The organism is Myxococcus llanfairpwllgwyngyllgogerychwyrndrobwllllantysiliogogogochensis (assembly GCF_006636215.1).
Classification (GTDB): domain Bacteria; phylum Myxococcota; class Myxococcia; order Myxococcales; family Myxococcaceae; genus Myxococcus; species Myxococcus llanfairpwllgwyngyllgogerychwyrndrobwllllantysiliogogogochensis.
Genome location: NZ_VIFM01000044.1, coordinates 37,421 through 57,465 on the forward strand (window position 1 = coordinate 37,421; position 20,045 = coordinate 57,465).

Here is a 20,045-nt window from a genome sequence, read left to right on the forward strand (position 1 = left end):
GGCTGGCACGGAACGGGCAAGTGCTCGCGGACGCATGGCCTTCCAGGAACGACTCGCGCTGTCCCTCACGCTGACCCAGGGCGGGCAGACCTTCGTCATTCCCGGCGGACAGGTGGAGGCCTTCTCCGTCCAGCTCCTGCCGCACGGCTTCACCGCCTCGGTGCGCTTCTGGACCGGACTGGAGAAGGATGACGCGGCGCTCTTCACCGCGTTCTCCACCCAGGACCTCCTGGACGTGAAGCTCTCCATCATCAAGGGGGGCTACCCTGTTCCGAAGACGCCGCCGGAGCCGCTCACCCTCCATGGGCTGGCGCGTGCCCGGGGGATGGAAGCTCGGACGCACGGCCCGGTGGAGGGCGCGCCGGTGCGCTTCCGGCGCTACACGGTGGAATTCGAGGACGCCGCCCGGGTGCTCTGGCGCCAGCATCGTCCCACCGAGCTGCGCACGGACACCACCCTGGCGGCCCTGCTGACGGAGCAGACGGCGGGGGCCTTCGCGCTGGACTGTGACTGGGACGTGCTCGACGAGAAGCGGCCCCTCATCTGTCTCGCGCTGGGAGAGGACGCGCCGGGCGTGGGCTTCCATGACTTCGTCGCGTGGCTTGCGGCGAGCCGGGGCGGCGTGTGGACCTATGACAGCGTGAAGGACCGCTACGCGCTCCTGGGCCGCAAGGCGCCCGTGGGCACGGCCGCGCCCCTGTCACGCGAGAAGGTGGAGCGGGTGGAGGTGGTGATGCCGGCCGTTCCCAGGCACGCGGCTCGGGTCCTCAATGTCTCCGCGCTCAAGCCCTCCACGCTGGATGTCCCGGCGACCGTGGGAGTCGTGGGGCTCCATCAGGACCATCTGGTGCGCACGCCCATCGTCTCCCAGGTGGAGCAGCGGCAGACGCTGGAGGTCTCCCGCCTGCGCGTTCCCCAACGACGGATGCGACTCACGTTCCGCCACTACCCCACCGTCGCGGTGAATCCCGGCGCGGGGATTCGGCTGGAGGGCGTGCTGTGGGGCAGCGCGGCGGTGGGGATGGGGGAGGACCTGCGTTCCGTGGAGCTGAAGCTGGAAGCTCGGACGCTCAACGAAGGGCCTCACGCGGGGCTTCAGATGCAGGACGCGGGTTTCACGGTGGAGATGTCGCTTCTGGTGGAGCGCACGACGGACACCACGGTGACGCTGCCGGTGCATCGGGCGCCGCGATATCCCATCCACGTCGAGGGCAAGGTGCTCAGCCCTGGAGGCGGGGAGAAGGACCGCATCTATCTGCTGTCGGAGGACAAGAAGACCTCGGTGCTCACGTGGCGGGTGACGGTGCCGCTGTGGAACAAGGCGGTGAGCGTGCCGGCCGAGCCGGGCTTCTTCCCCGGACACTTCTACTTCCCGCCGTACAAGAACGCGCGCGTGCTGGTCGCGCTGCACTTCGACCGGGCGGAACTGCACCGTCACCTCGACTGGGCTGACGCCGCGCGGCTTCCCCAGGCAGGGCAGGGGGACGGAATCCTGCTGGGGAAGAACGACACCAGTCAGACGTCCATCGTCCACGACTACCAGGACATGAAGCCCGTGTGGCACCTGCGCCGGGTCTCCGGTCCGGACACCGAGACGGTGCGCATGGCCGAGGGCGTGATGATGTTCCGCACGAAGGAGGAGCCCGGCGCCGCCGCCGCCGAGTCCACCTACGATGTCTCGCCGCAAGTCGAGACGGCGCGCGCGGACCTCACGGCGGGCGTGAGCGGGGCCATGGGCGAGACGACCGCCGCGTACAAGACGGCGGCCGGTGCCTCTCAAGCGAAGCTGGACGGCGCCACGGCGGAGACGCAGGCGAAGCTGGAGGGCGCTCAGGCGGCGGTGAACGCGAAGGTGGCCGAGACGCGCGCCGCGCTCAACGGGGCCCTGTCGGGACTCAACGGGAGCACCGCTCCGCTGGATGGGGCCGCGGCCGAGGCACGCGTGGCGCTGGAGCGACTCAAGTGACGCGCGAGGGCCTGTCGCCCGGGCACGGCCCATGGGCGCGAGTGACGTGGGGCCTCCATGCGTGGGCCCGGAGCCGAAGGGAGGTCGAACCGTGAAGGCATTGCTGGGGACGCTGACGGAGCTTCGAGGCGACCTGGAGTCGTGCGGGGCGGGCTGCACGGCGCGCGTGGGCTCCTCGCGCACGGCCGTCGAGTCCGTGGGAAGTGGCATCGATGCCCTCATCACGTCGATTCGTCCCGAGCTGGAGCCCGTGCTCGCGGCGCTCCTGGGGCGCATCGACGCGCTCGACGCGAAGCTGGCGTCGCGAAAGGACGACGCGGACGCGGCCCGGCTGCGCGCGGAGTTGTCCCCCCTGCGCACCCAGGTGGATGGCGCTTCCGTGTCGATGGCGTCGTCGTTGGCCGCGCTGGAGGGGAGCGTGGGCTCGCCACTGCGTTCGAGCCGCGAGGGCGCGGCGACGTCGCTGGGCACGCTCGAGTCGACGATGTCTGGGCAGGTCGAGTCCCTGCTCTCGCAGGTGGAGACGGTGGAGAAGGCCGTCGTGCCCGCGCAGGCCCAGGTGGAAGGCATCATCACCCAGGCGAGCGAGGCGCTGGATGCCCTGGTGAAAGGCGCGGTCGCCGCCGTCGCCGCCATCCGCGAGCCGCTGCAACAGGCGGTCAACACCGCGCTCGCGACGCTGGAGTCCGTCCTCACGCAATTGGCCACGGTGAAGGAGCAGGTGCTGTCGCTCTTCACTCCGCTGCCCGCGGTGCTGGAGCAACTCCAGACGCTGTATCAGACGCTCGTCGGCTCGCTGGAGGCGCTGCTCACGCGCGTGAGTACGCTGTTGGATGCGATTCCGGCGGCGAACCTCCCCAAGCCGCTCGTGACTCCGGCGGTGCAGTCCATTCAGCAGGTGGTGACGCAAATCACCACGCAGCTCGGCGCGTTCTCCTCGCAGATGGCGACGCAGATGCAGTCGCTCCAGGCGCAGGTGCTCACCCAGGTGGACACGGTGCGGACCCAGGCTCTCCAACAGGTGGACACGCTCCAGCAGCAGCTCGTGCAGCAGGTCGACTCGCTGAAGCAGGCCGTTCTCTCGCAGGTGCAGCCCGCGAGCGCGCAGATGGACGCCGCGGTGTCCGCCGCCGTCACGCAGGTGGGGACCGCGAGGGACCAGGCCGTCGCGCAAGTCTCGGCCATCCAGGACCAGATGGCCGCGCAGGTGGAGGCGGTGAAGTCCCAGGTGAAGGCTCGGCTCCCGGCGCTGGAGCAACAGGTCGACGCCGGGGCCCAGGCAGCCCAGGCGCAGATGGAGGCCGCGGGCGCTTCCGCCGAGGAGCAGGTCACCACGGCGCGCACGGGTTTGAAGTCCCAGGTGGATGGCGTGGCGGGCACCGTCGGTGCGTCGCTCGACTCACTGGAGGCGCGGATGGCGCTGCCGCCAGCTCCCGTGACACCAGGGCCCGGAGGCCCGCTCCGGGCGTGAGTCGGTGTCAATCCGTCGGGTGACTCGGAGACAAGGGGTTGTCGCGGACATGCGACAACTCGCACGAATCCAGGCTCGTAGTCGTTCGAGAGAGTCTTCTCGACGGAGCCTGGTCGGATGTTCCAGGACCCTGGGCGTTACAACTCCCCGAACAGGTTGGCCAGGAAGTTACCGACGGGCACGCGCGGGGGCATCACCCGGGTGTCGTAGATCTTCACCTCGCCGGCGGAGGCGAAGTAGTCGGTGGCGACCAACGCGCCGCCGACGCGCACGGGGTTGGGGACTGGGATGATGTTGAACGTGCCCGGGGTCTCCAGGGCGACCGTCGCCGCCCCGTTCCACTGCTTCAGTTCGATGGCGGGCGGCGCGCTCGCCTGGGTGCGCAGGCCGTCGACGTTGAAGACATACCCCGTGTTCACGACGCGGACGGCGGGGTCCTTGATGTCCATCCCGGCGGAGGGGATGACTTGAATCATCGGCTCGATGGTGTCGATTCCCTCCGGGCTGTTCTTCATGCGCCGCTGCAAGTGGTCCAGGCAGACCTCCACTCCGATGCAGACCTCGTTGATGTCCTCGTGGGCATCGCCGAGCCGGAAGATGCAGCCACCCTGCAAGGAGTTGGTGGACCACTCGTCGCGGTTCTGGCTTCGGGTAGGGGCCTGGGACAAGGCGTCGTGAGAGCCCAGGGTGGGCACCGTGGCGCGGTACTTGTTGACGGAGCCGAGCAGGCTCATTCCTCGCGTGTCGACGTGTCCGATGCGAGCCCAGGCGGCATCGAAGGTCGTCGTCGTCTCGTTGATGTAGTCGATGCCGGAGACGTATTCCTTGTAGACGAGCCGCTCGTGCTTCCCATCCGGGCTCAGGAAGCCCCCTTGTTGGATGAGCGCGATGTTGAAGACCTCGACGCCCGTCTTCCTGTTGGGCACCACGGGGTCCATCACATCCATGTACCCGATGATGGTCCCGAGGACGAACAGCCAGTTCCTGAACCGGTCCGGCCGCGCATTGAACGACCACTTGCGGAAGTCCTTGAGCACGTCGGCGATGAGCTCCAACGGGTAGCCGCCGCGGACGCCCCGGAAGAAGAACTCCGGCATCACGAACACCTTGAGCGTGGTGGCGTCCATGTCCGTGTGCGGACTGTTGGCCGCCGCCAGGATGGCGTTCTTCACGTAGGAGCACCGGTTCGTCAGGTCGGTGCGGTCGTTCGCGTGGCCCTTGTACGCCTGGGTCCCCTTGCCGGCCACGACACGGTGCGGAGGGCCGGGGAAGAGCTTGTGCGTCCCGTTCCAGATACGCCCAGGGGCGCCCGGGTTCTTCGCGTTGTAGCCAAGCTGGTGGTGATAGCCGATGAACTGAACGTCGTCGTAGCTCATGGGGTCTGCTCGAAGTGAGGGGCTTCGGTGGGCCTGCGCCCCGCACGACGGCACGGGACGCCTTTGGACTACTTCCCGGCGGAGGGGGCCTCGATTTTCGGGCCCTCCACCTTGGGCGGCTCGACCTTGGGCGGTTCCACTTTCGGGGGTTCGACCTTGGACCCCTCGCCCTTGGGGGCGCGCTTCTTCTTCGGAGCGTCCGTGCGGATGCGGCTCTCTTCCAGCTCGATATCCACGCGCCCCGGAATGGGCGTGTCCAGCAGCACCTGCCAGGCCCCGTCCGGCGTGGTGAAGAGGAAGGAGATGGCCAGCGGCGACTCCTCCGGAATCTTCACCTTCGTCTGCGTCTTCTCGCCGGGATAGACGACGAGCGTCTGCACCACCGAGTCATCCGGGTGGACCACGCGCTCGGCCACGTCGGCGTAGAACTCCGTCATGTATCGCTGCGAGTCCACCGCGCGCACCAGCATGTGCATCGGCCGTCCCTGGTTCGTCCCGGGCGGCGACTTCACGTTGATGGTCAGGTGCGTCGGCGCGCAGGCCACCGTGCCCAGCGCGAGCGCCAGCATCACCAGCCACGGCCCCTTCGTCGCGCTCATCGCGTCACCTCCTGGAACAGCGTCCACGGCCCACCGCGCATGCCGAAGCGCAAGCGGATCTCCGAGTGCTCCGAGCCATCCGGACCCGGCAGCGGCCAGATGGCGTTGTGCTCGGCGTCGAACGTGGCGGAATCCAGGATGCGGAAGCAGTTCCACGACGAGCGCGACAACTCCGTGGAGCGATACCGCTTGCCCTCGCGCCCTGGCACCCGCAGCTCGACACCCACCGACGCCGACCGGGGCTCCCACCACGCCAGCGCGAAGTCCTGCCACGCGGGCGTCTGGTTGAAGCCGAAGGCCGCCGCCGCGCCGCACTTCAGGAAGGACATGGTGACGAAGCCGTTCTCGCCCGACGGCGGCAGCGGCAGCGGACGCACCTGGAGCATCAGCGGCTGGGGCTTGCCCTCGTCATTCCAGAGCAGCTTCGCCAGCTTCGAAAGCCGCCCGAGCATCGCCAGCATTCGCGGGGGGACGGAAAGCTGCTGACGCAGCGCCCGGCGCAGCATCCACTCCGTGCCGCGCTCCTCCACCACCGGCGACAGCACCTGGTTGACGAACTGCCAGAAGGCGCCGTCCTTGCGCTTGAGCACCTCCAGCTCCGTGGGGTCCAGCTCCTGGCTCGCCTCCACGGCGAACGGATAGCGCCGCAAGAGGGGCGTGAGCAGGGTCCGGAAGCGCCACTCCCACTGCTCCTCCAGCACGCGCTCCAGCTCGGCCCGGCCCAGCTCTCGCGTCATCAGGAAGGGCTCGCGGAACGGCCGGCGCAGCTCCCCGAGGATGCCCTGCTTGTCCAGCCACGCATCCACGCGGCGCAGGTAGGAGCCTTCATCGTCCAGCAGCATCGACAGGCCCACGCGGCCCAGCGGCGAGAGCAGGTCCGTGAGCTGCCGGCCGCCTTCCTCCGTCGACGCGGGCACTTCCTCGCCCCCGGCGCGCAGCGACGCGGGAACGACCACGCGCTCCCCCAGCACCGGCGCCGCGTTGAAGCCCGACACCTCCGTGTGCAGCTGCGACACCAGCAAGAGATAGGCGGCGAGCTGCGCCGTCTGGCCGTCCTTGTCCGGCGTCATGAGCTGCACGATGGGCCGGAACGCGGACAGCTCCTGCCGGAGCGGCTCGTAGTACGGGCCCTCCATGGGGCCGATGCCCGCCCCCGTGGCGACCTCGCGCAGCATCGACACCAGCTCCGACGTCGGCTGCGTCACCGCCGACAGCTCCGAGGCCAGCGACGTCGTCAACGCGGTGAAGCGGTAGTCGCGGTACTTCACCAGGAGGTCCTGGCGGTAGCGCTGCCCGAAGTTGGAGACCTTCTTCAGCACATAGCCCTGGCGCTGCGCGGCCTCCGCGCGCGACAGCTTCGAGTCCGTCATGCGGATGGTGAACTCGTCCACCAGCGGCCGGATGTCCGTCTCGAAGGTCAGCCACTCCGAACCATGGCGCGAGGGCAGGGTGTCCACCCGGCCCATGTCCATCGCGTCCTCCATGGACATGCCCATCCCCATCTCCGACGCGGACGCCACCGCGCCCGCCGGCAGGCGCACCGTCTGCCTTTGGAAGGGCCGCTGGCCCTGCTCCATCTGCCGCAGCAGCTTGTCCAGCAGCACGCGGGACAGCTCCTTCGGGCGGAACTCGAACGACTGCTGCAGCACCCGCACCTCCAGGCGCGCATCCCCGTTGGTGGGCACGAAGAGGCCCCCGGTGCGCGTCAGCAGCTCCGCGGTGGACATCTCCGCGGCCGCCTTCAGGCCCGCGTCGATCTCCTCCTCCATGCGCAGCACCGCGGCCAGCATCGGCTCGTGCTCGCGGTGCCAGTCAATCGAGTCAAGCGTGCTCTCCACGCCCTTGAGCGTCGCCTGGCTCTCCGGCGCACCCGAGGCGTCCAGCAGCGCGAGCATCTTGCGCGCGGACGTGTACGCGACGCTCTGGGCCAGGGTTATCTGGAGTCGCTTGCGCTCACTGGTCAGCACCCGCCACTGCTCCAGGTCCAGCTCGCTGGCGCCCATCACCAGTTGGAGCCGCTGCAGGTGGTCCCGCCACGGGCCCAGGTAGCTCTCCTCCGTCAGCCACTCGTAGGGCCAGCGCATCCACGGCAACTGCCCCTGCGCCTGCATGCCCGCGCGCCACGCCTGGTCGCTGGAGATGATGTAGTCGCCCACCACCTCCTCGCGCAGCTTGGTGGCCTGCATCCAGTTGGATTCCTTCGCGGCGGCGTGCGTCCCGATGAAGCCCAGGGAGTCCGCGGCCCAGTTCCAGCGCTTGCGGTACTGCACGTCCAGTCCGGACAGGATGAAGCGGCCCATGTCGTCGCCGCGAGAGGCGCGCGTCACCGCCATGACGTGCAGCATCTGCTCCGGGCGGCACAGCGTCTCGCGCTCGCAGCGCTCGTCCGAGTGCGTCGGCGCCCAGCGCGAGCGGTTGCCCACCAGCTCCGCCGGCGCGCAGCCGGGGATGAGCGTGCCGCAGCGCTGGCACTGCTCCTGGCAGCTCTCCAACAGCGGCTTGAGGTACGACAGCCGGACGGTGTTGGCGAGCTGATCTCTCAGCACCTCCTGCTCGTCGAGGAAGCTGTGGCTCAAGAGCGGGAAGTAGCGCGCCGCGGCCAGCAGCGTGTCCATGGACTGCATCGCGCCCTGACCCTTGTCCACCACGACTTCGCCCGAGGCCGTCAGGTGCTGCTGCCCCAGCCGCTGCACCGTCGCCTCGAAGTCCTCCATGTGCCGCTGGGCTTCCTCCAGCTTCTTGTAGAAGTTCCCGTAGGCCCCGAGCACCGGCAGACAGCCCACCGCGAGCAGCAGCGCGCAGCGGCTCAGGTGCTTGCCCCGGTAGCGCGCGCGCAGCTCGATGTTTCGCTTCTCCGGGGCGATGGCGAACACGCCCGTGGAGCGCGCCTCCGGCATGGGCGACGACAGGTACACCCGCGACAGCTCCGGGCGATACGACAGCGTGCCGCCTTCCCACAGCCCGGTGACGAAGCGCGAGAGCGCCGCGAAGGACTCGCCACCGCGCGCGTAGAACTCCTCCAGCCGGCTGAAGGCCTCCACCGACAGCGATACGAGCCCGAGCGCGAAGTACTGCTCCATCGGCTGGAGCCCCGCGGCCAGCTTCGCCTCCTCACCCGGCGGCGGCACGTCCCAGTGCAGGGGAATGCCATGGCTGCGCAAGAGCTGGGCGAAGTCCGGGAAGCCCACCATCGCATCCATGTGCGTCAGGCACAGCCGTGTCTCCACGGCGCCTTTGCACACCTCGGAGAGCAGGTTGATCTTCCCGCGCACCAACTGGATGACCCGGCGCACTTCATCCGGCGGAGTCTCCGCCAGCCAGCGTGCGTCCAGCGCGATGGCGACCCGGCCCTTCTGCCGTCGGAAGCTCGCCTCCCACAGGCGGCGCAGCGCGCGGCGCGCCTCCTGGGTGTCATCCTCCAGCAGGGACGCGGAGACCTCCTGCACGATTTTGTCGGGCCCGAGGAAGATCTGGAGCAGCGGGTCCGAGGTGAAGCTGGGCATGAACTGGCGCTCCTGCCGCCGCCAGTCCACCTCCAGGTCGATGAGCGTCGTCTTGCCGGCGCCCGCCGGGCCGAACACCACCACCGTGGGGAAGTCCATCACCGCCACGCGGTAGCGCCACGGCAGCGCGCTCAGGAACTGCTTGCGGATGCGCACCAGCGCGTTCGCGTCCAGCTTCCTGCGCGGCTCCACCTGCGGCGCGGCGCGGCGCCGCTTGCGCCACCACCACACCAGCCCCACGACGAGGGCCACGGCGAGCAGCACCGCCAGACCTATCAACACCCAGGTCAGATAGGGCTTCGCTGCTTCCACCGTCGCAGGACTCGCGTTCGCCGCAGCGCTCGCGGCCGCGGCGATAGGGGTCTTCTCGCCCGCCATGACTCAATCCCTCTTCCCGCCCGCTTTCGCGCGGGCCGCGAGCTGGAGTCCTTCAAGGACGTCCTCCAGTCGCTCCAATGTCGCCTCCAGTTGCACGCCCCATGCCTCCCGCTCCTTCGGGGAGAGCCGGGCGCCGCCAGGGCCGGGTTCCAGGGCACGGGCCCCCTCACGAAGCACGTCCAGCAGGGGGCGGGTGCCCTCCGCGAGGCTTCCCAGGGACGAAGTGACGACCTGCTCCAGCCGCTCCACCAGCTCGGCCATGGCCTTCCGGGACGCGCTCGCGTCCATTCGTGACGCGGGGGGCGGCGGATTCATGGGGTGGCTCTCAGTTGGACAGGTGCCAGAGCAGCACGGGGACCGCGACGATGATGGACATCGTCACGGCGTAGTAGCGCCAGGGGAAGTCGTAGAGGGTGGGCGGGGGGCCCATGTCCTCGGTGGTGACCTCCGGCGCGACGGCGTGCGGCTGGGGGATGCGGGCCACCAGCTGCTCGCGGTAGTCGCGAAGCCGGGCGGGGTGGCCCACGTGCCGGCCCACGAAGCCCGCGGTGAGGCAGAAGTGCAGCATCTCGAAGAGCAAGGGCGGCGTGTCCTGCTTGCGCAGGCCCGCGTCGGCCAGGTCGAAGAAGAGGTCGCCGCCGGAGTCCACGCCGAAGGCCTTGAGCTGTAAGAGCGGCCAGTGCTGCGCGTCGTCATTCGCCAGCCGGCCGAGCACCTTCTCGTCCACGAGGAACGCGAAGGGCTGGAGCACCTGCTCCACGTCGTCGGAGCGCAGCCCTTCGCCCAGGTGGATGCGCAACTGCTCCAGCTCGAAGACCAGGCCGCGCGACATGGCCTCCATGGCGCCCGGGGAGAGCCGCTCGCGCAGCTCGGAGTCCAGGCTCGGTGAGCCCAGCTCCCGCTCGAGCAGCTCTTCCACGCGTCGATAGGCCAGGAGGATGGCTTTCCAGTGAGACATCTTCATGTCAGGAGGCTCCCGGAAGGACGAGGGGACCCGCGCCGGCGATGGTCGCTCGCAGCTCCACCGTCGCTTCGTTGTTCCACACGTCCAGCAATTCCCGTACCCGCGTCAGGAAGCACACCACGAGGGGTTCGAAACCTTCCTCGAAGGGCTCCAGCACCACCTCGTACACGTGGCGCAGGCCCGAGCCGCGCCGGGCGCTGTCCGGCACGCGCTGCACGCTCAACTCCCGCAGGAGCGGAAGGACGCGGCGGAAGGGGCCCTCGCCGGGGGTGCCCAGGTGCTCCAGCACGGCGCGCAGCTCCTCCAGTCCCAGCGTGGGCTGTGCCTTCCAGGCCAGCAACTGGGTGAGGGCCGTCAGGTCATCGCGCAGGGGGCTCTCGCGGTCCGGCTGGAGCTGGCCCACCAGCCGCCAGTCCAGGCCCTCGATGTGGCGCCCCGGCACGCCCACGGTGAGCCGGCCCAGGGCCTCCGAGGCGAAGCGCGGCTGGTGCCACAGCGCCTCCACCAGCAGCTTCCGGGGCGCGGAGAAGGCCTCCGGCATGCGCAGCACCAGGTGGGGGGAAGGGCCGTGCTGGGTGGGGACCTCCTCCACCTCGTAGCCGGGGCCCTTGCCGGGCAGGTGGGCGGGCCGCAGCGGGGACAGGCCCGCCTTCGTCATCTCGTACACGCCCGTCACCGAGTGCAGCGCCAGCTCGCGCCCCGCGCTCATGTTGCGGATGGGGTGTTCGGAGCGCGTGCCGTCCGTGGTGATGACCTGGGCGGGCTCCGCGCGCAGGTTCTCCACCGGGACGGCGAAGGGGACCAGGAAGTCCGGCCGCAGGGAGCGGCCCACGGTCCACTCCTGCGCCAGGTCGAAGCAGAGGCTGAAGCGCCGCCACTCGCCGCGCGTGGGCGGCACCGCGACGTGGAGGAACAGCTCCGTCTCCGGGAAGAGGAAGAACGAACGCAGCCGCTGCAGGGGGTGCGCGAAGCTCGCCGAGTCATCCGGCGCGGGCGGCTCCCGGTCGAACGACACCTCGCACTTCGCGCCCGTGGAGTGCTCGTCCGCCAGCTCGCCGTACACCACGCTGACGTCGCGCAGGTGCTGGCGCAGCGAGTGGAACACGGCCAGCGACGGCAGGTACTCGTCCAGGTGGCGCACGTGCAGGCTCATCGTCTCCACCGCGTCCGCGCGCTCGTGGCGCGACTCGAAGTGGAGGATGAGCCGGTGGCCGCCGCGCACCAGGGGGCGCACCTGCGTGGACTCCAGGGTGACGGGCAGCACGCGCAAGTCGCGCTGGAGCCGGAAGATGCCGGGCTCGCCCTCCGTGGGCGTCAGCCGCAGCTCCGTGCCGCGCGGCAGCAGCACCGGCTCGCCCATCTTCCCCGCGGGCATCGCCTGGACGACGGCGCGCGTGGGCAGCGGCTCCAGCAGGAAGTCGAAGAAGCCCGCGAACAGGCGCCGCCAGGTGGAGCGCAGGTTGTGCAGCGTCGCCTGCCGAGTCTGCACGGAGAAGAACGCCATCGCCTCGATGAGGCGGCGCACGTCCGGGTCCTCGCGCTCCAGGGGGGCGGCGGGGTAGCGCTCGTGGAAGCGCTGACGGAAGCGCTCCAGCGAGGCCATCTCCTCGAGGAAGTCCTGGTGCAGCTTGTCCTTGGTGCCGCTCATCGGGTGTGCTCCCTCAACCCAGCTTCACCAGCGCGCCGGACACGCTGGTGACTCCGGAGGCCTTGAGGTTGGCCATGCCCTGCGCTTCCAGGTCAAGCGCGGCCTGGCCCGACACCTTGACGTTCAGCCCGCTCATGGAGGCCTCCGTCGTCCCCGACAGCTTCAGCGTGAGGCCGTCTACCTTGGCCTCGCCGCCGGTGGCCTGCATCGACGCCGTCATGCCCTTCATCGCCAGCGCCTGGGTGGCCTCCACGTTGATTTTCGCCGAGGAGGAGAGGCTGGCGTCCTGCATGGCGCTCTGCGTGAGCTTCGCCTGCGAGGTGAAGGTCATGTCCTTGGTGCTCTCCACCGTCAGCGTGTCCTGACTCTTCCAGTCGGACGTCTTGGAGGAGAGGAGGGTGATGGTCTCCGCGTCCACCTTGAAGTCCTTGACGGTGACGACGATGCTGTCCGCCTTCTGCACCACGGTGCTGGTGTCCGTCTGGCCCGCCACCTTGAGGGTGATGCTGGTGCCGTCCATCGTCACCGTCTGGAGAATCTGCCCGTCGGCGTTGTCCACCGTGACGGTGATGCCCTTCTGCTTGTCCAGCTCGATGGTGCAGACCAGCGTTCCCATGGTTCCTTCACGCCTCCAAAGCGCGCCTACGCGGGCTCTTCCTTCACCCGGATGGTCAGCGTCCCCTCCTTGATTTCGATGCGGGCCGTGTCCTTGGCGTTGGTCCTTTGCAAGAGGAAGACCGGCTTGCCCTCCGCATAGGAGTGCCGCATGGAGGTGCCGTTTTCGGGCGTCTTGCCCACCAGCAGATGGGTGCCCTGGCCGTCCGCGGGCATGCGCGCCGTGTCACGCCAGTCCAGGAAGCGCTTGAGCCAGGCCTTCTGGAAGTCCAGTCCCACCAGCACCCGCTCCCCCTTGTAGGCCGGGAAGTAGAAGTGCCCGGGCAGGAGGTTCGGGTTGAACGGGAGGGTGACAATCTGGTTCTGCCAGAGGGGAACCTTCACCTTGTAGCCGTCCTGCGACGTGGCCGAGTCGGTGTAGGCCTGCCACGTCTCGTGCGGCTGCTCGCCCATCTCGCTGACGATGAGTCCCTCCACGTAGCGGGGCCAGGTGGGCGGGGTGTAGGCGGGCAGCTCCACCCAGGTCTCCGCCTGGGGCTCCAGCACGGTGTGCATGGCGAAGTCGAAGCCGGTGCTCTTGGCCAGGTGGTCCGCGTCCGGTGAGGACGCGAGCGCGTCCCCCCGCAACGCGATGGAGCGCACCCGGAACGTCTGCCCGGCGCCCAGCCCCGCCGCGGCCCAGGCCTGCGTCGTGGGCAGCTTCACCAGCATGCCCGGCGTCAGCGCGGTGGCGGGGAAGCGCCTCCACGTCAGGTCGACCTCCATGCCGCGAAGCTTGAGCCGCCCGGTCTCCAGCGTCACCCGCGCGTCCACCTCCGTGGTGATGGGGGTGCGCACGAGCACGTCCTGGCGGATGCCGGTGACGGCGCGCGCTTGGGTGATGGGCCGGGTGGCGGGGCCCTCGGCCACCGCGTTGAGCACATTCACTTCGTGGCGCGCCACCTCGGGGAAGCGCAGCGCCACCTGGTCCATCTCCGGACCCACCAACTGCACGGGCGTGCCCGTCGCGGCCTTGGCCGTGGACAGCGCGTACTTGCCCGCCGCGTAGTCGTACGCCAGCACGCCGTTGCGCGTGTCCACGTACCAGAGGAGGAAGTCGTAGAAGCTGGCGCCTTCCTCCGGCGTGAGGCCCAGGAACAACTGCGGGCAGGTGCTGTCCAGGCCCGCGCTCCAGTCGTAGTTGAAGGCGATGTGCGAGCCCTTGTGGGCGTCCAGCACGTCCTTCATCGACTTCTGCGTGTAGAGGATGCAGGGGAAGTGCTGGCTCCACAGCAGCTGGGCCGCGTCCTGGAACGTCACCCCGTAGCGGCGGTGCAGCAGGGGCGCGCCAGGGGCGGTCGTCGCGGGCATCTCCACCAGGGTGCGCTCGGAGACCAGGCCCTTGATCTTGAGGGACGTGAGCGCCGGCTGCTTCGCGGTGTCGGTGAACGTGCTCTTGAGCTCGAGCTGGACCTCCATCAAGTCCTGCTGGAGGAAGGCGGCCTTGAGCGCGTCCGTCTCCATGCCTCCCGCGGAGGTGTTGTCCGCGAGGTCGAACTCCACGCGGCCCTCGAAGCCCCAGGGGCGCAGCTCCAGCGCGAAGGACTTCACGTCGCCCGCGGGGATGGCGTGCGCGGTGCCGCCCGCCGTCAGGGTGACGGACACCACCAACTTGTCGTCGAAGCCGCCGGTCGTCATGGCTCCTCCTCCACGCGCACGTGGGCACTGAGGGTGTCGAAGCGCAGGCGCAGCTTGTGGCGCTCGCCGCCCACGGTGCCCGTGAGGCCGAAGTGCAGCCACAGCCCCGCGTCGCGCCCGCGCAGCGTCAACTCCACGTCCGACAGGCGCGGCTCGTGGTGGGCAATCTCGTCGCGCAGCTCGCGGGTGAGCGTCTCCACCAGCTCGCGCGTGCCGTACTTCTCGGTGTACTCGCCCAGGCCGAAGTCGCGGCGGAAGAAGCCGTACCCCGCCTTGGTGTTCAGCACGGCCTCCAGGTTGCGCAGCACGTGCTCCAGCTCATTCGAGCCCTTGCGGCCGGTGCCCCGGCTGTCGCCACGGACCGCGAACTTGTCCAGGAAGGAAGCGCGGGCCATGTCAGGACCTGCGCCAGAAGAGGGACACCTGGGCGCCCTGGAGCGCCGGGGTGGCATAGAAGGCCAGGCCGTCCTCGCGCAGCGCGAACTGCCACTCCTCGCCCTGGGACAGCTTGTACCAATCAATCTCCGGGCCCAGCGCGTGCGGGAAGGACGGGTGCGGCACGTGTTCGAAGGCGATGCCCTTGAGGGCCATGCGGCGCACCGTGGCCAGGCGCGAGGGCCCCGCCAGCTTCACGCCGTCCACCGGCAGCGGCTCTCCGGCCAGCCGGCGTTGGACCAGGAGGTACAGCTCGCCGCTCTCCCGGACCTCGGGCGGCAGCGGGGAGAAGATGAACTGGCCGTCGCGCGCCGTGAAGGCCCGGTGCGTGGCGCGGGTGGCCTCCGGCTGGAGCGCGCGCGTGAGCAATTCCACCCAGCGGCTCAGCCCCTTGCCCGGGGCCTCGTGCTGGTAGGTGGGCAGCGACTTGTCGGGCATCAGCTCCAGGTAGCAGCACGCCTCGAAGTACAGGCGGCGCAGGGAATCGAAGAAGACATACGGGTGCGGGGAGACATGGCGGTGCATGTCCTCCAGCAGGGCTTGCAGCCGCTGCACCTCGCACAGCGCGCGGCGGGCATTGCTGAGCCGGTCCGTGCGCAGGTAGCTGTCGGAGAGCCGGGCGATGAGCTGCAGCCGCGACTGCTCCAGGAGCGCCTCCAGCCGCTCCAGCAGGGCCCCGAGGAACGGGTGGGGGCCCACGAGCAGCAGCGGAGGAACCAGGTCCTCCGCCAGCCGCCACACGCCCTCGGTATCCCTTCGGAAGACGGCCAGGGGGAGCGTGTCCTTCGCTCCGTCCAGGACCGGCTCCGCGGACAGGCGCAGCCGCCGCATCACCCGCTCGACCACTGGCGGGTCTTCGGCGTACAGCCGCACGCTCTGCGCGTTCGTCGTGTCCCCCATCACATGCAGGTAGATGGTGGCCTCCGCGCGGCCCGTGCCCTCCAACGAGAAGGGCGGCAGCACCGCGTTGCCGGGCACATCCACCACGAAGCCAGCCGGGGTGACCGCCGTCAACGTCGAGACGGACAGGCTTCCACCGGCCAGCAACGGCTCGCTCCAGGCCATCGCCGCCACGCCGTAACCCGGCGTGCCAGACAGCGAGGCGTGGAGGCGGACCTGTGCCTCCAGCGACTCTTCCTGGGCCTCGAAATGCTCCGGAAGCAGCGTCTGGCCGACGTGCCACCGGACCCGTGCGAGCTTGAAGGGGGGCATGTTGTTTTCGTGGCGGAGGGGCTTACGCCGTCTCCGTGACGCCCCACTTCTTGACGATGTTCTTCGAGGACGCCGCCGCGACGTTGATGGACTGCTCCAGCGTCTTGGGCTTCACGCCAATCTGGAACGTGAAGTTCTTGGGCGACTGCACCTCACGCGACTCGTTGTCCGCCACGTTGATGTTCAGCCGGTCGCCGTTCTTCTCCAGCAGGCCGTTGAGGTCCGCGTCCACGAAGTTGGACTTGAAGTACTTCTTCGCGAGCGGGTCGTACTCGTAGATGACGTACTTCATCACCACTTCGATGTTGGAGAACGTGCCCAGCAGCATCTCGGCGATCTTCTGCTTGTTCGCCGTGGAGATCTGCGCGGAGAGGTACAGCGCGTCGGTGACGCCCGTCTCCCACAGGTAGCTGTTGAGGACGCCGACACACTTGGTGGCCAGCGCCTTGTCCGGCTGCTCCGGGTCGGCGATCGTCTCCTGGTCCGCCACGAGGACGATGCCGCCCACGGTGATGGAGGTGATGAAGCCCACGGGGGTCTGCTTGTCCTTCTTGAAGTTGAAGCCCTGATAGACGTCCAAGTCACGTGCGAATTGAGGCATGACTCACTCCTGGATGGTTGGGGGTTGGGTGAAGAGAAGCGGGGCCTACCCGAGCCGGGACTCGAGCATCAGCTCCACGTTGAGGCCTTCGAACTGGATGTGCGGCAGGACGGCGACCTTGCAGTCGTACCAGCCGATTTCACCCGTGCGCTGCTCCACCACCACGCTGGTGGCCTTGAACGGGAAGCGGCGGACCGTGAGGTCATCGGGGCTTGCCACCGTCGTGACGTAGCCCGCCAGCCACGCGTCGAGCTGACGCTGGATATAGGGCGCATCGGCTGTGCTGCCGATGTTGTCGCGCATGATGCACTTCACGTAGTGCGCCAGGCGGGTGATGGAGAACGTGTACGCCAGGTTCGTGACGAGCTGCGAGTTCTCCGAGTCCTTCGGGTCCTTGAAGCGCTTGGCGACCTTGGCGGACTGGGTGCTGAAGAACGTCGCCTCGCTGGAGCCCTTCTTGTACACGAGCGGCATGAAGCCGCACCGCGCGAACTCGAACTCGCGGTAGTCCGGGATGGCGATCTCCACCGGGGCCTTGAGCTCCTCCTGGCCGCGCATGAAGAACGTGTCCACCGGAAGGCCGGTGAGCAGACCGCCGCCCTTGGGGCCGCGGATGGACTGGCACCAGCCGGAGTTCTCGAACGCCTTCACCATGTTGCGGGCGAAGAGGATCGACGAGTTGCCCCAGAGGTACTTGTTGGAGTCACCCTGCGAATCCTCCGTGAAGTGGAGGTCGTCGCACGGGTTCTTGTCCGGATGCCAGGGCAGGCGCAGCACGTAGCGGGGGAACGTCAGGCCCAGGTATGCGGCCTCCTCGCTGTTGCGCAGCTCGTTCCACTTGCCGTAGCGCGGGTGGGCGAGCGCGCCCTCCAGGTCCTTGATGGCCTCCATCTCCTCGACCTTGTCGCAGCCGAAGAACTTGGGGCTGACGGCGGCGATGAACGGGCAGTGCGCCGCGTTGGCCACCTTGCCCATCTGCGTCAGCCACTTGATGTCGCCCGGCGTGGAGGAGAACTCGTACAGGCCCACCAGGGCGCCGAAGGGCTGGCCGCCGTACTGGTCGTACTCCTGGATGTAGACCTTGTTGAACAACGAGCCGGCGAACACGTCCGCGGAGTTGTTCTCGAAGTCCTGACCCAGCTCGTCCTGCGCGGCGTCCAGCAGGTCGATGGCGATGTTCGCCTTGAAGTTGGTGTGGGAGACCAGGTCCTCCAGGCCCCGCCACGCCGACTCCATCTTCTGGAAGCGCTCGTGGTGGAGGATTTCGTTCATCTGGTCGTTGATCATCGCGTCGATGCGGTCGACGACGTCGAGCACCTGGCCCTTGTCGAAGCGCACCGCGTCGCCCGCATCCGTCGTCGCCGGCGACACGTTCTGGACGAGCGCGGCGAGCGAGGACATGAAGCGCGCCTCGATGGTGACTTCCTTCTCATCGAGGGCGGGGACGAACTTCTCGGAGATCATCGGCTTGGCGTCCACGGGACGCTCCAGCCGCACGCTCTTGAACAACCCAGGCAGATATGAGGTTTCAGCCATGACGGTTACCTTCGTGGAAATAGAGTGGACGTGAGCGGCGGCTTACGAGTTCACGGTGGCGGGGACGGTGGCCGGCGCGGTCGCGGGGGCCGTGGCGGCGGGCGTGGTGGCCCCAGCGCCGTTGGCGGCGGGCGTGGCGTTCGCGGGAATCGCCTTGGGCAGCTTCAGCGACTCGTAGTCCTTCAGCTCGGCGAGGACGGCCTTGAGCGCCTCCTTGTTGGAGAACAGCTCGTAGACCATGTTCCGCAGCGCCTTCTGGTTGTCGATGCTGGACTGCATCTCCAACAGCAGCTTCTTGAGCAGCCGCAGCGCCTTGAGCTTGGGGACGTGGTTGACGATTTCGTCCGGGTGGAAGGACTTCATCTTGGTGATGGGCAGCTCGACGTTCAGGTCGGCTTCCACGTCCGGGTTGATGCGGTTGGGCACCTGGAAGTTCACGGACATCTTCATGTCCGCCATCAGCTCGTTCAGGTTGCGTCCGTTGACCGAGCGCAGCTTGCGCGCATCGAGGTCCACCTTCCGGTCCTCGGAGGAGCCGAGCGAGAAGTCTCCCAGCATCAGCATGCGCAGCGGCAGGTCGACCGCCTCCTGCTCGCCATTGATGGTGGTCCGGTACGTGAGCGTGATGCGCGACTTGGGCAGTTGTTCCTGGATTGACATGGCTACGTTACTCCCCTCGGGTGGAAGGCCTTTCTGCGACCCGGCGGGACGCGCCGGGGTCCTGCGTCACTGCGGAGGCGGTGAGGTCGGCGTGGTGTCACCGGAGAACAGGACCACCTGCCGCGACTGCTCGGGTCCGCCGATGATGGGCTCGTAGCCCAGGTGACTGGAGTCCTCGACGCGGGCGTGTCCGTGCTGGTCCCTGATGACCAGCACCACGGTGAGGAACACCGGTGTGTCGATGAGGTGAGGCAACACGCGCGAGCGCAGCCGGCGTCGCGCTTCAATGGCCCATGCAGTGCCGGTGCCACAGAAGGCCTCGTTCATGTGCAGCCAGGCTTCGAGGCCACCGGTGGGCACGGTGGCGAAGCCGCCCATGGAGGTGCCGTCGCCCAGCGCCGCGCCGCCCAGTTGGATGCCGCGCGTGTCGATGCGCTGGCGGCGGGTGGCGCGCCGCACGCGGACCTCCGCCTCCGGGTACGCGTGGGAGAACAGCCAGTGCAGCGTGGAGGGACAGGCGGGGCGCAAGAGGCGCAGGCGGTGCGCGGCGGAGCCCTCCCAGCCCGGCAAGAGCGAGCCGTCGCGCTCCGGGAAGAGGCCGGCGAAGCGCGCGCGCAGGAGCAGGTGGTCGAAGTAGCCCAGGAAGCTCTCCATCGCGTCGTGCTGCAGCGACTCCATCGCCTTGAGGAAGAAGGAGGGCAGGGGCGACTGGACGCTGAGCAGTCCCAGGTTGACGGTGATGATGGCGCGGCGCGGGTTGCGCGCGAACTCGATGGAGTGGACGAGCTGGGGGGCGTGCACGGTGCCCCGGTGGCTGCGCAGCTCCAGGTCATCCGGGCCGTAGCCCTCCTTGAAGAGCAGCTCCACCAGCGCGGGGATGTCGAACTCGTGGGCGCGCTCGATGATGCGCGCTTCGATGGAGGGCTCCCCGGCGGCCGGGGTGGAGGAGGTGGGCGTGGCGTCGAGCATGGCGTCAGTCCTCCTCTCTGGAGGTCAGCGAGGGCTGGGCGAGGAAGGCTTCCAGGTCCACCCGGTAGAGCTGCTCCAGCGCGCGCATGGGCAGCGAGTCGGCCTCTTGCAGGAATGGCTCCAGGTCGCGCGCGTGGCCGCTCAGGCCGGAGTAGAAGCGGGTGAAGAGCGAGGGCAGGTACACGCGCGGGTCGAACCGCTCCACGGTGGCCAGCACGTCCGCGGCAATCACGCCCGCCTTCGTCATCTCTCCGCGATCGACCAGCGTGTTGAACGCGTCCAGCTTGCGAAGCAGCAGCGCGAGCGGCGCGGAGATGGGCACGCCACCCACGGTGGGCGCGGCTGGCTCGGCGCGGGGCGCGGGCGCGGACTTCTCCGGGGGCGCGTTGTCGCGGGAGGGCGCGGTCTCCGGGAGCTGTCTCTTATACCCCGTCC

17 protein-coding genes are annotated in these 20,045 nt (G+C 68.8%); 2 read left to right on the plus strand and 15 right to left on the minus strand.

The window, feature by feature from the left end:
- Positions 1-34: 34 nt before the first annotated feature.
- Both FJV41_RS13785 and FJV41_RS13790 read left to right on the plus strand, forming a co-directional pair.
- Positions 35-1,966: a hypothetical protein gene (locus tag FJV41_RS13785; protein ID WP_141642927.1), complete on the plus strand. Its 1,932-nt coding sequence runs from the start codon at positions 35-37 to the stop codon at positions 1,964-1,966.
- A 91-nt stretch (positions 1,967-2,057) separates the two neighbouring features.
- Positions 2,058-3,437 (plus strand): hypothetical protein, encoded by a 1,380-nt coding sequence (locus tag FJV41_RS13790; RefSeq protein ID WP_141642928.1) that lies wholly within the window; start codon positions 2,058-2,060, stop codon positions 3,435-3,437.
- Positions 3,438-3,574: 137 nt separating this feature from the next.
- On the opposite strand, the gene FJV41_RS13795 is transcribed toward FJV41_RS13790, so the two are convergent.
- The 15 genes from FJV41_RS13795 to FJV41_RS52200 form a co-directional block, all read right to left on the minus strand.
- Positions 3,575-4,813 carry a hypothetical protein gene (locus tag FJV41_RS13795; RefSeq protein WP_141642929.1) on the minus strand — a complete coding sequence of 413 codons (1,239 nt, stop codon included), beginning with the start codon at positions 4,811-4,813 and terminating at the stop codon, positions 3,575-3,577.
- A 68-nt stretch (positions 4,814-4,881) separates the two neighbouring features.
- Positions 4,882-5,412: a hypothetical protein gene (locus tag FJV41_RS13800; protein WP_141642930.1), complete on the minus strand. Its 531-nt coding sequence runs from the start codon at positions 5,410-5,412 to the stop codon at positions 4,882-4,884.
- Positions 5,409-9,293, minus strand: a complete 3,885-nt coding sequence (locus FJV41_RS13805; RefSeq protein ID WP_141642931.1) for a type VI secretion system membrane subunit TssM — start codon at positions 9,291-9,293, stop codon at positions 5,409-5,411. The genes FJV41_RS13800 and FJV41_RS13805 overlap by 4 nt, the downstream gene beginning before the upstream one ends.
- Positions 9,294-9,296: 3 nt before the next feature.
- Positions 9,297-9,608 (minus strand): hypothetical protein, encoded by a 312-nt coding sequence (locus FJV41_RS13810; protein ID WP_246137192.1) that lies wholly within the window; start codon positions 9,606-9,608, stop codon positions 9,297-9,299.
- Positions 9,609-9,618: 10 nt separating this feature from the next.
- Positions 9,619-10,257, minus strand: coding sequence for a DotU family type IV/VI secretion system protein (locus tag FJV41_RS13815; protein ID WP_141642932.1), 639 nt, complete (start codon positions 10,255-10,257; stop codon positions 9,619-9,621).
- Between the two features lies 1 nt (position 10,258).
- Positions 10,259-11,905, minus strand: coding sequence for a type VI secretion system baseplate subunit TssF (locus tag FJV41_RS13820; RefSeq protein WP_141642933.1), 1,647 nt, complete (start codon positions 11,903-11,905; stop codon positions 10,259-10,261).
- Positions 11,906-11,918: 13 nt separating this feature from the next.
- Entirely contained in the window at positions 11,919-12,521 is a 603-nt protein-coding gene (locus FJV41_RS13825) for a hypothetical protein (RefSeq protein ID WP_141642934.1), read from the minus strand.
- A gap of 26 nt (positions 12,522-12,547) precedes the next feature.
- Positions 12,548-14,197 (minus strand): hypothetical protein, encoded by a 1,650-nt coding sequence (locus tag FJV41_RS13830; protein ID WP_141642935.1) that lies wholly within the window; start codon positions 14,195-14,197, stop codon positions 12,548-12,550.
- Entirely contained in the window at positions 14,194-14,592 is a 399-nt protein-coding gene (locus FJV41_RS13835; protein ID WP_141642936.1) for a GPW/gp25 family protein, read from the minus strand. The genes FJV41_RS13830 and FJV41_RS13835 overlap by 4 nt, the downstream gene beginning before the upstream one ends.
- Position 14,593: 1 nt before the next feature.
- Positions 14,594-15,844, minus strand: coding sequence for a type VI secretion system baseplate subunit TssK (gene tssK, locus FJV41_RS13840; protein ID WP_141642937.1), 1,251 nt, complete (start codon positions 15,842-15,844; stop codon positions 14,594-14,596).
- Between the two features lie 22 nt (positions 15,845-15,866).
- On the minus strand, positions 15,867-16,445 hold the full coding sequence (locus FJV41_RS13845) for a hypothetical protein (RefSeq protein WP_141642938.1): 579 nt from the start codon (positions 16,443-16,445) through the stop codon (positions 15,867-15,869).
- Between the two features lie 45 nt (positions 16,446-16,490).
- Positions 16,491-17,981 carry a type VI secretion system contractile sheath large subunit gene (gene tssC / locus FJV41_RS13850; protein ID WP_141642939.1) on the minus strand — a complete coding sequence of 497 codons (1,491 nt, stop codon included), beginning with the start codon at positions 17,979-17,981 and terminating at the stop codon, positions 16,491-16,493.
- 42 nt (positions 17,982-18,023) lie between these two features.
- A complete protein-coding gene (gene tssB / locus FJV41_RS13855; protein ID WP_141642940.1) occupies positions 18,024-18,641 on the minus strand; it encodes a type VI secretion system contractile sheath small subunit in 618 nt (205 codons plus the stop codon).
- Positions 18,642-18,707: 66 nt separating this feature from the next.
- Positions 18,708-19,610 (minus strand): type VI secretion system baseplate subunit TssG, encoded by a 903-nt coding sequence (locus FJV41_RS13860; protein ID WP_141642941.1) that lies wholly within the window; start codon positions 19,608-19,610, stop codon positions 18,708-18,710.
- Positions 19,611-19,614: 4 nt separating this feature from the next.
- The coding region (locus FJV41_RS52200; protein WP_281291414.1) for a type VI secretion system protein IglI family protein at positions 19,615-20,045 on the minus strand (431 nt) is incomplete at its 5' end.

What these genes read in the sequence shown, in the direction of transcription:
- FJV41_RS13785 (WP_141642927.1), top strand. Translation starts at nt 35, where the DNA reads ATGGCCTTCCAGGAACGACTCGCGCTGTCCCTCACGCTGACCCAGGGC.
- FJV41_RS13795 (WP_141642929.1), bottom strand. Translation starts at nt 4,813, where the DNA reads ATGAGCTACGACGACGTTCAGTTCATCGGCTATCACCACCAGCTTGGC.
- FJV41_RS13800 (WP_141642930.1), bottom strand. Translation starts at nt 5,412, where the DNA reads ATGAGCGCGACGAAGGGGCCGTGGCTGGTGATGCTGGCGCTCGCGCTG.
- FJV41_RS13805 (WP_141642931.1), bottom strand. Translation starts at nt 9,293, where the DNA reads ATGGCGGGCGAGAAGACCCCTATCGCCGCGGCCGCGAGCGCTGCGGCG.
- FJV41_RS13810 (WP_246137192.1), bottom strand. Translation starts at nt 9,608, where the DNA reads ATGAATCCGCCGCCCCCCGCGTCACGAATGGACGCGAGCGCGTCCCGG.
- FJV41_RS13815 (WP_141642932.1), bottom strand. Translation starts at nt 10,257, where the DNA reads ATGAAGATGTCTCACTGGAAAGCCATCCTCCTGGCCTATCGACGCGTG.
- FJV41_RS13820 (WP_141642933.1), bottom strand. Translation starts at nt 11,905, where the DNA reads ATGAGCGGCACCAAGGACAAGCTGCACCAGGACTTCCTCGAGGAGATG.
- FJV41_RS13825 (WP_141642934.1), bottom strand. Translation starts at nt 12,521, where the DNA reads ATGGGAACGCTGGTCTGCACCATCGAGCTGGACAAGCAGAAGGGCATC.
- FJV41_RS13830 (WP_141642935.1), bottom strand. Translation starts at nt 14,197, where the DNA reads ATGACGACCGGCGGCTTCGACGACAAGTTGGTGGTGTCCGTCACCCTG.
- FJV41_RS13835 (WP_141642936.1), bottom strand. Translation starts at nt 14,592, where the DNA reads ATGGCCCGCGCTTCCTTCCTGGACAAGTTCGCGGTCCGTGGCGACAGC.
- tssK (WP_141642937.1), bottom strand. Translation starts at nt 15,844, where the DNA reads ATGCCCCCCTTCAAGCTCGCACGGGTCCGGTGGCACGTCGGCCAGACG.
- FJV41_RS13845 (WP_141642938.1), bottom strand. Translation starts at nt 16,445, where the DNA reads ATGCCTCAATTCGCACGTGACTTGGACGTCTATCAGGGCTTCAACTTC.
- tssC (WP_141642939.1), bottom strand. Translation starts at nt 17,981, where the DNA reads ATGGCTGAAACCTCATATCTGCCTGGGTTGTTCAAGAGCGTGCGGCTG.
- tssB (WP_141642940.1), bottom strand. Translation starts at nt 18,641, where the DNA reads ATGTCAATCCAGGAACAACTGCCCAAGTCGCGCATCACGCTCACGTAC.
- FJV41_RS13860 (WP_141642941.1), bottom strand. Translation starts at nt 19,610, where the DNA reads ATGCTCGACGCCACGCCCACCTCCTCCACCCCGGCCGCCGGGGAGCCC.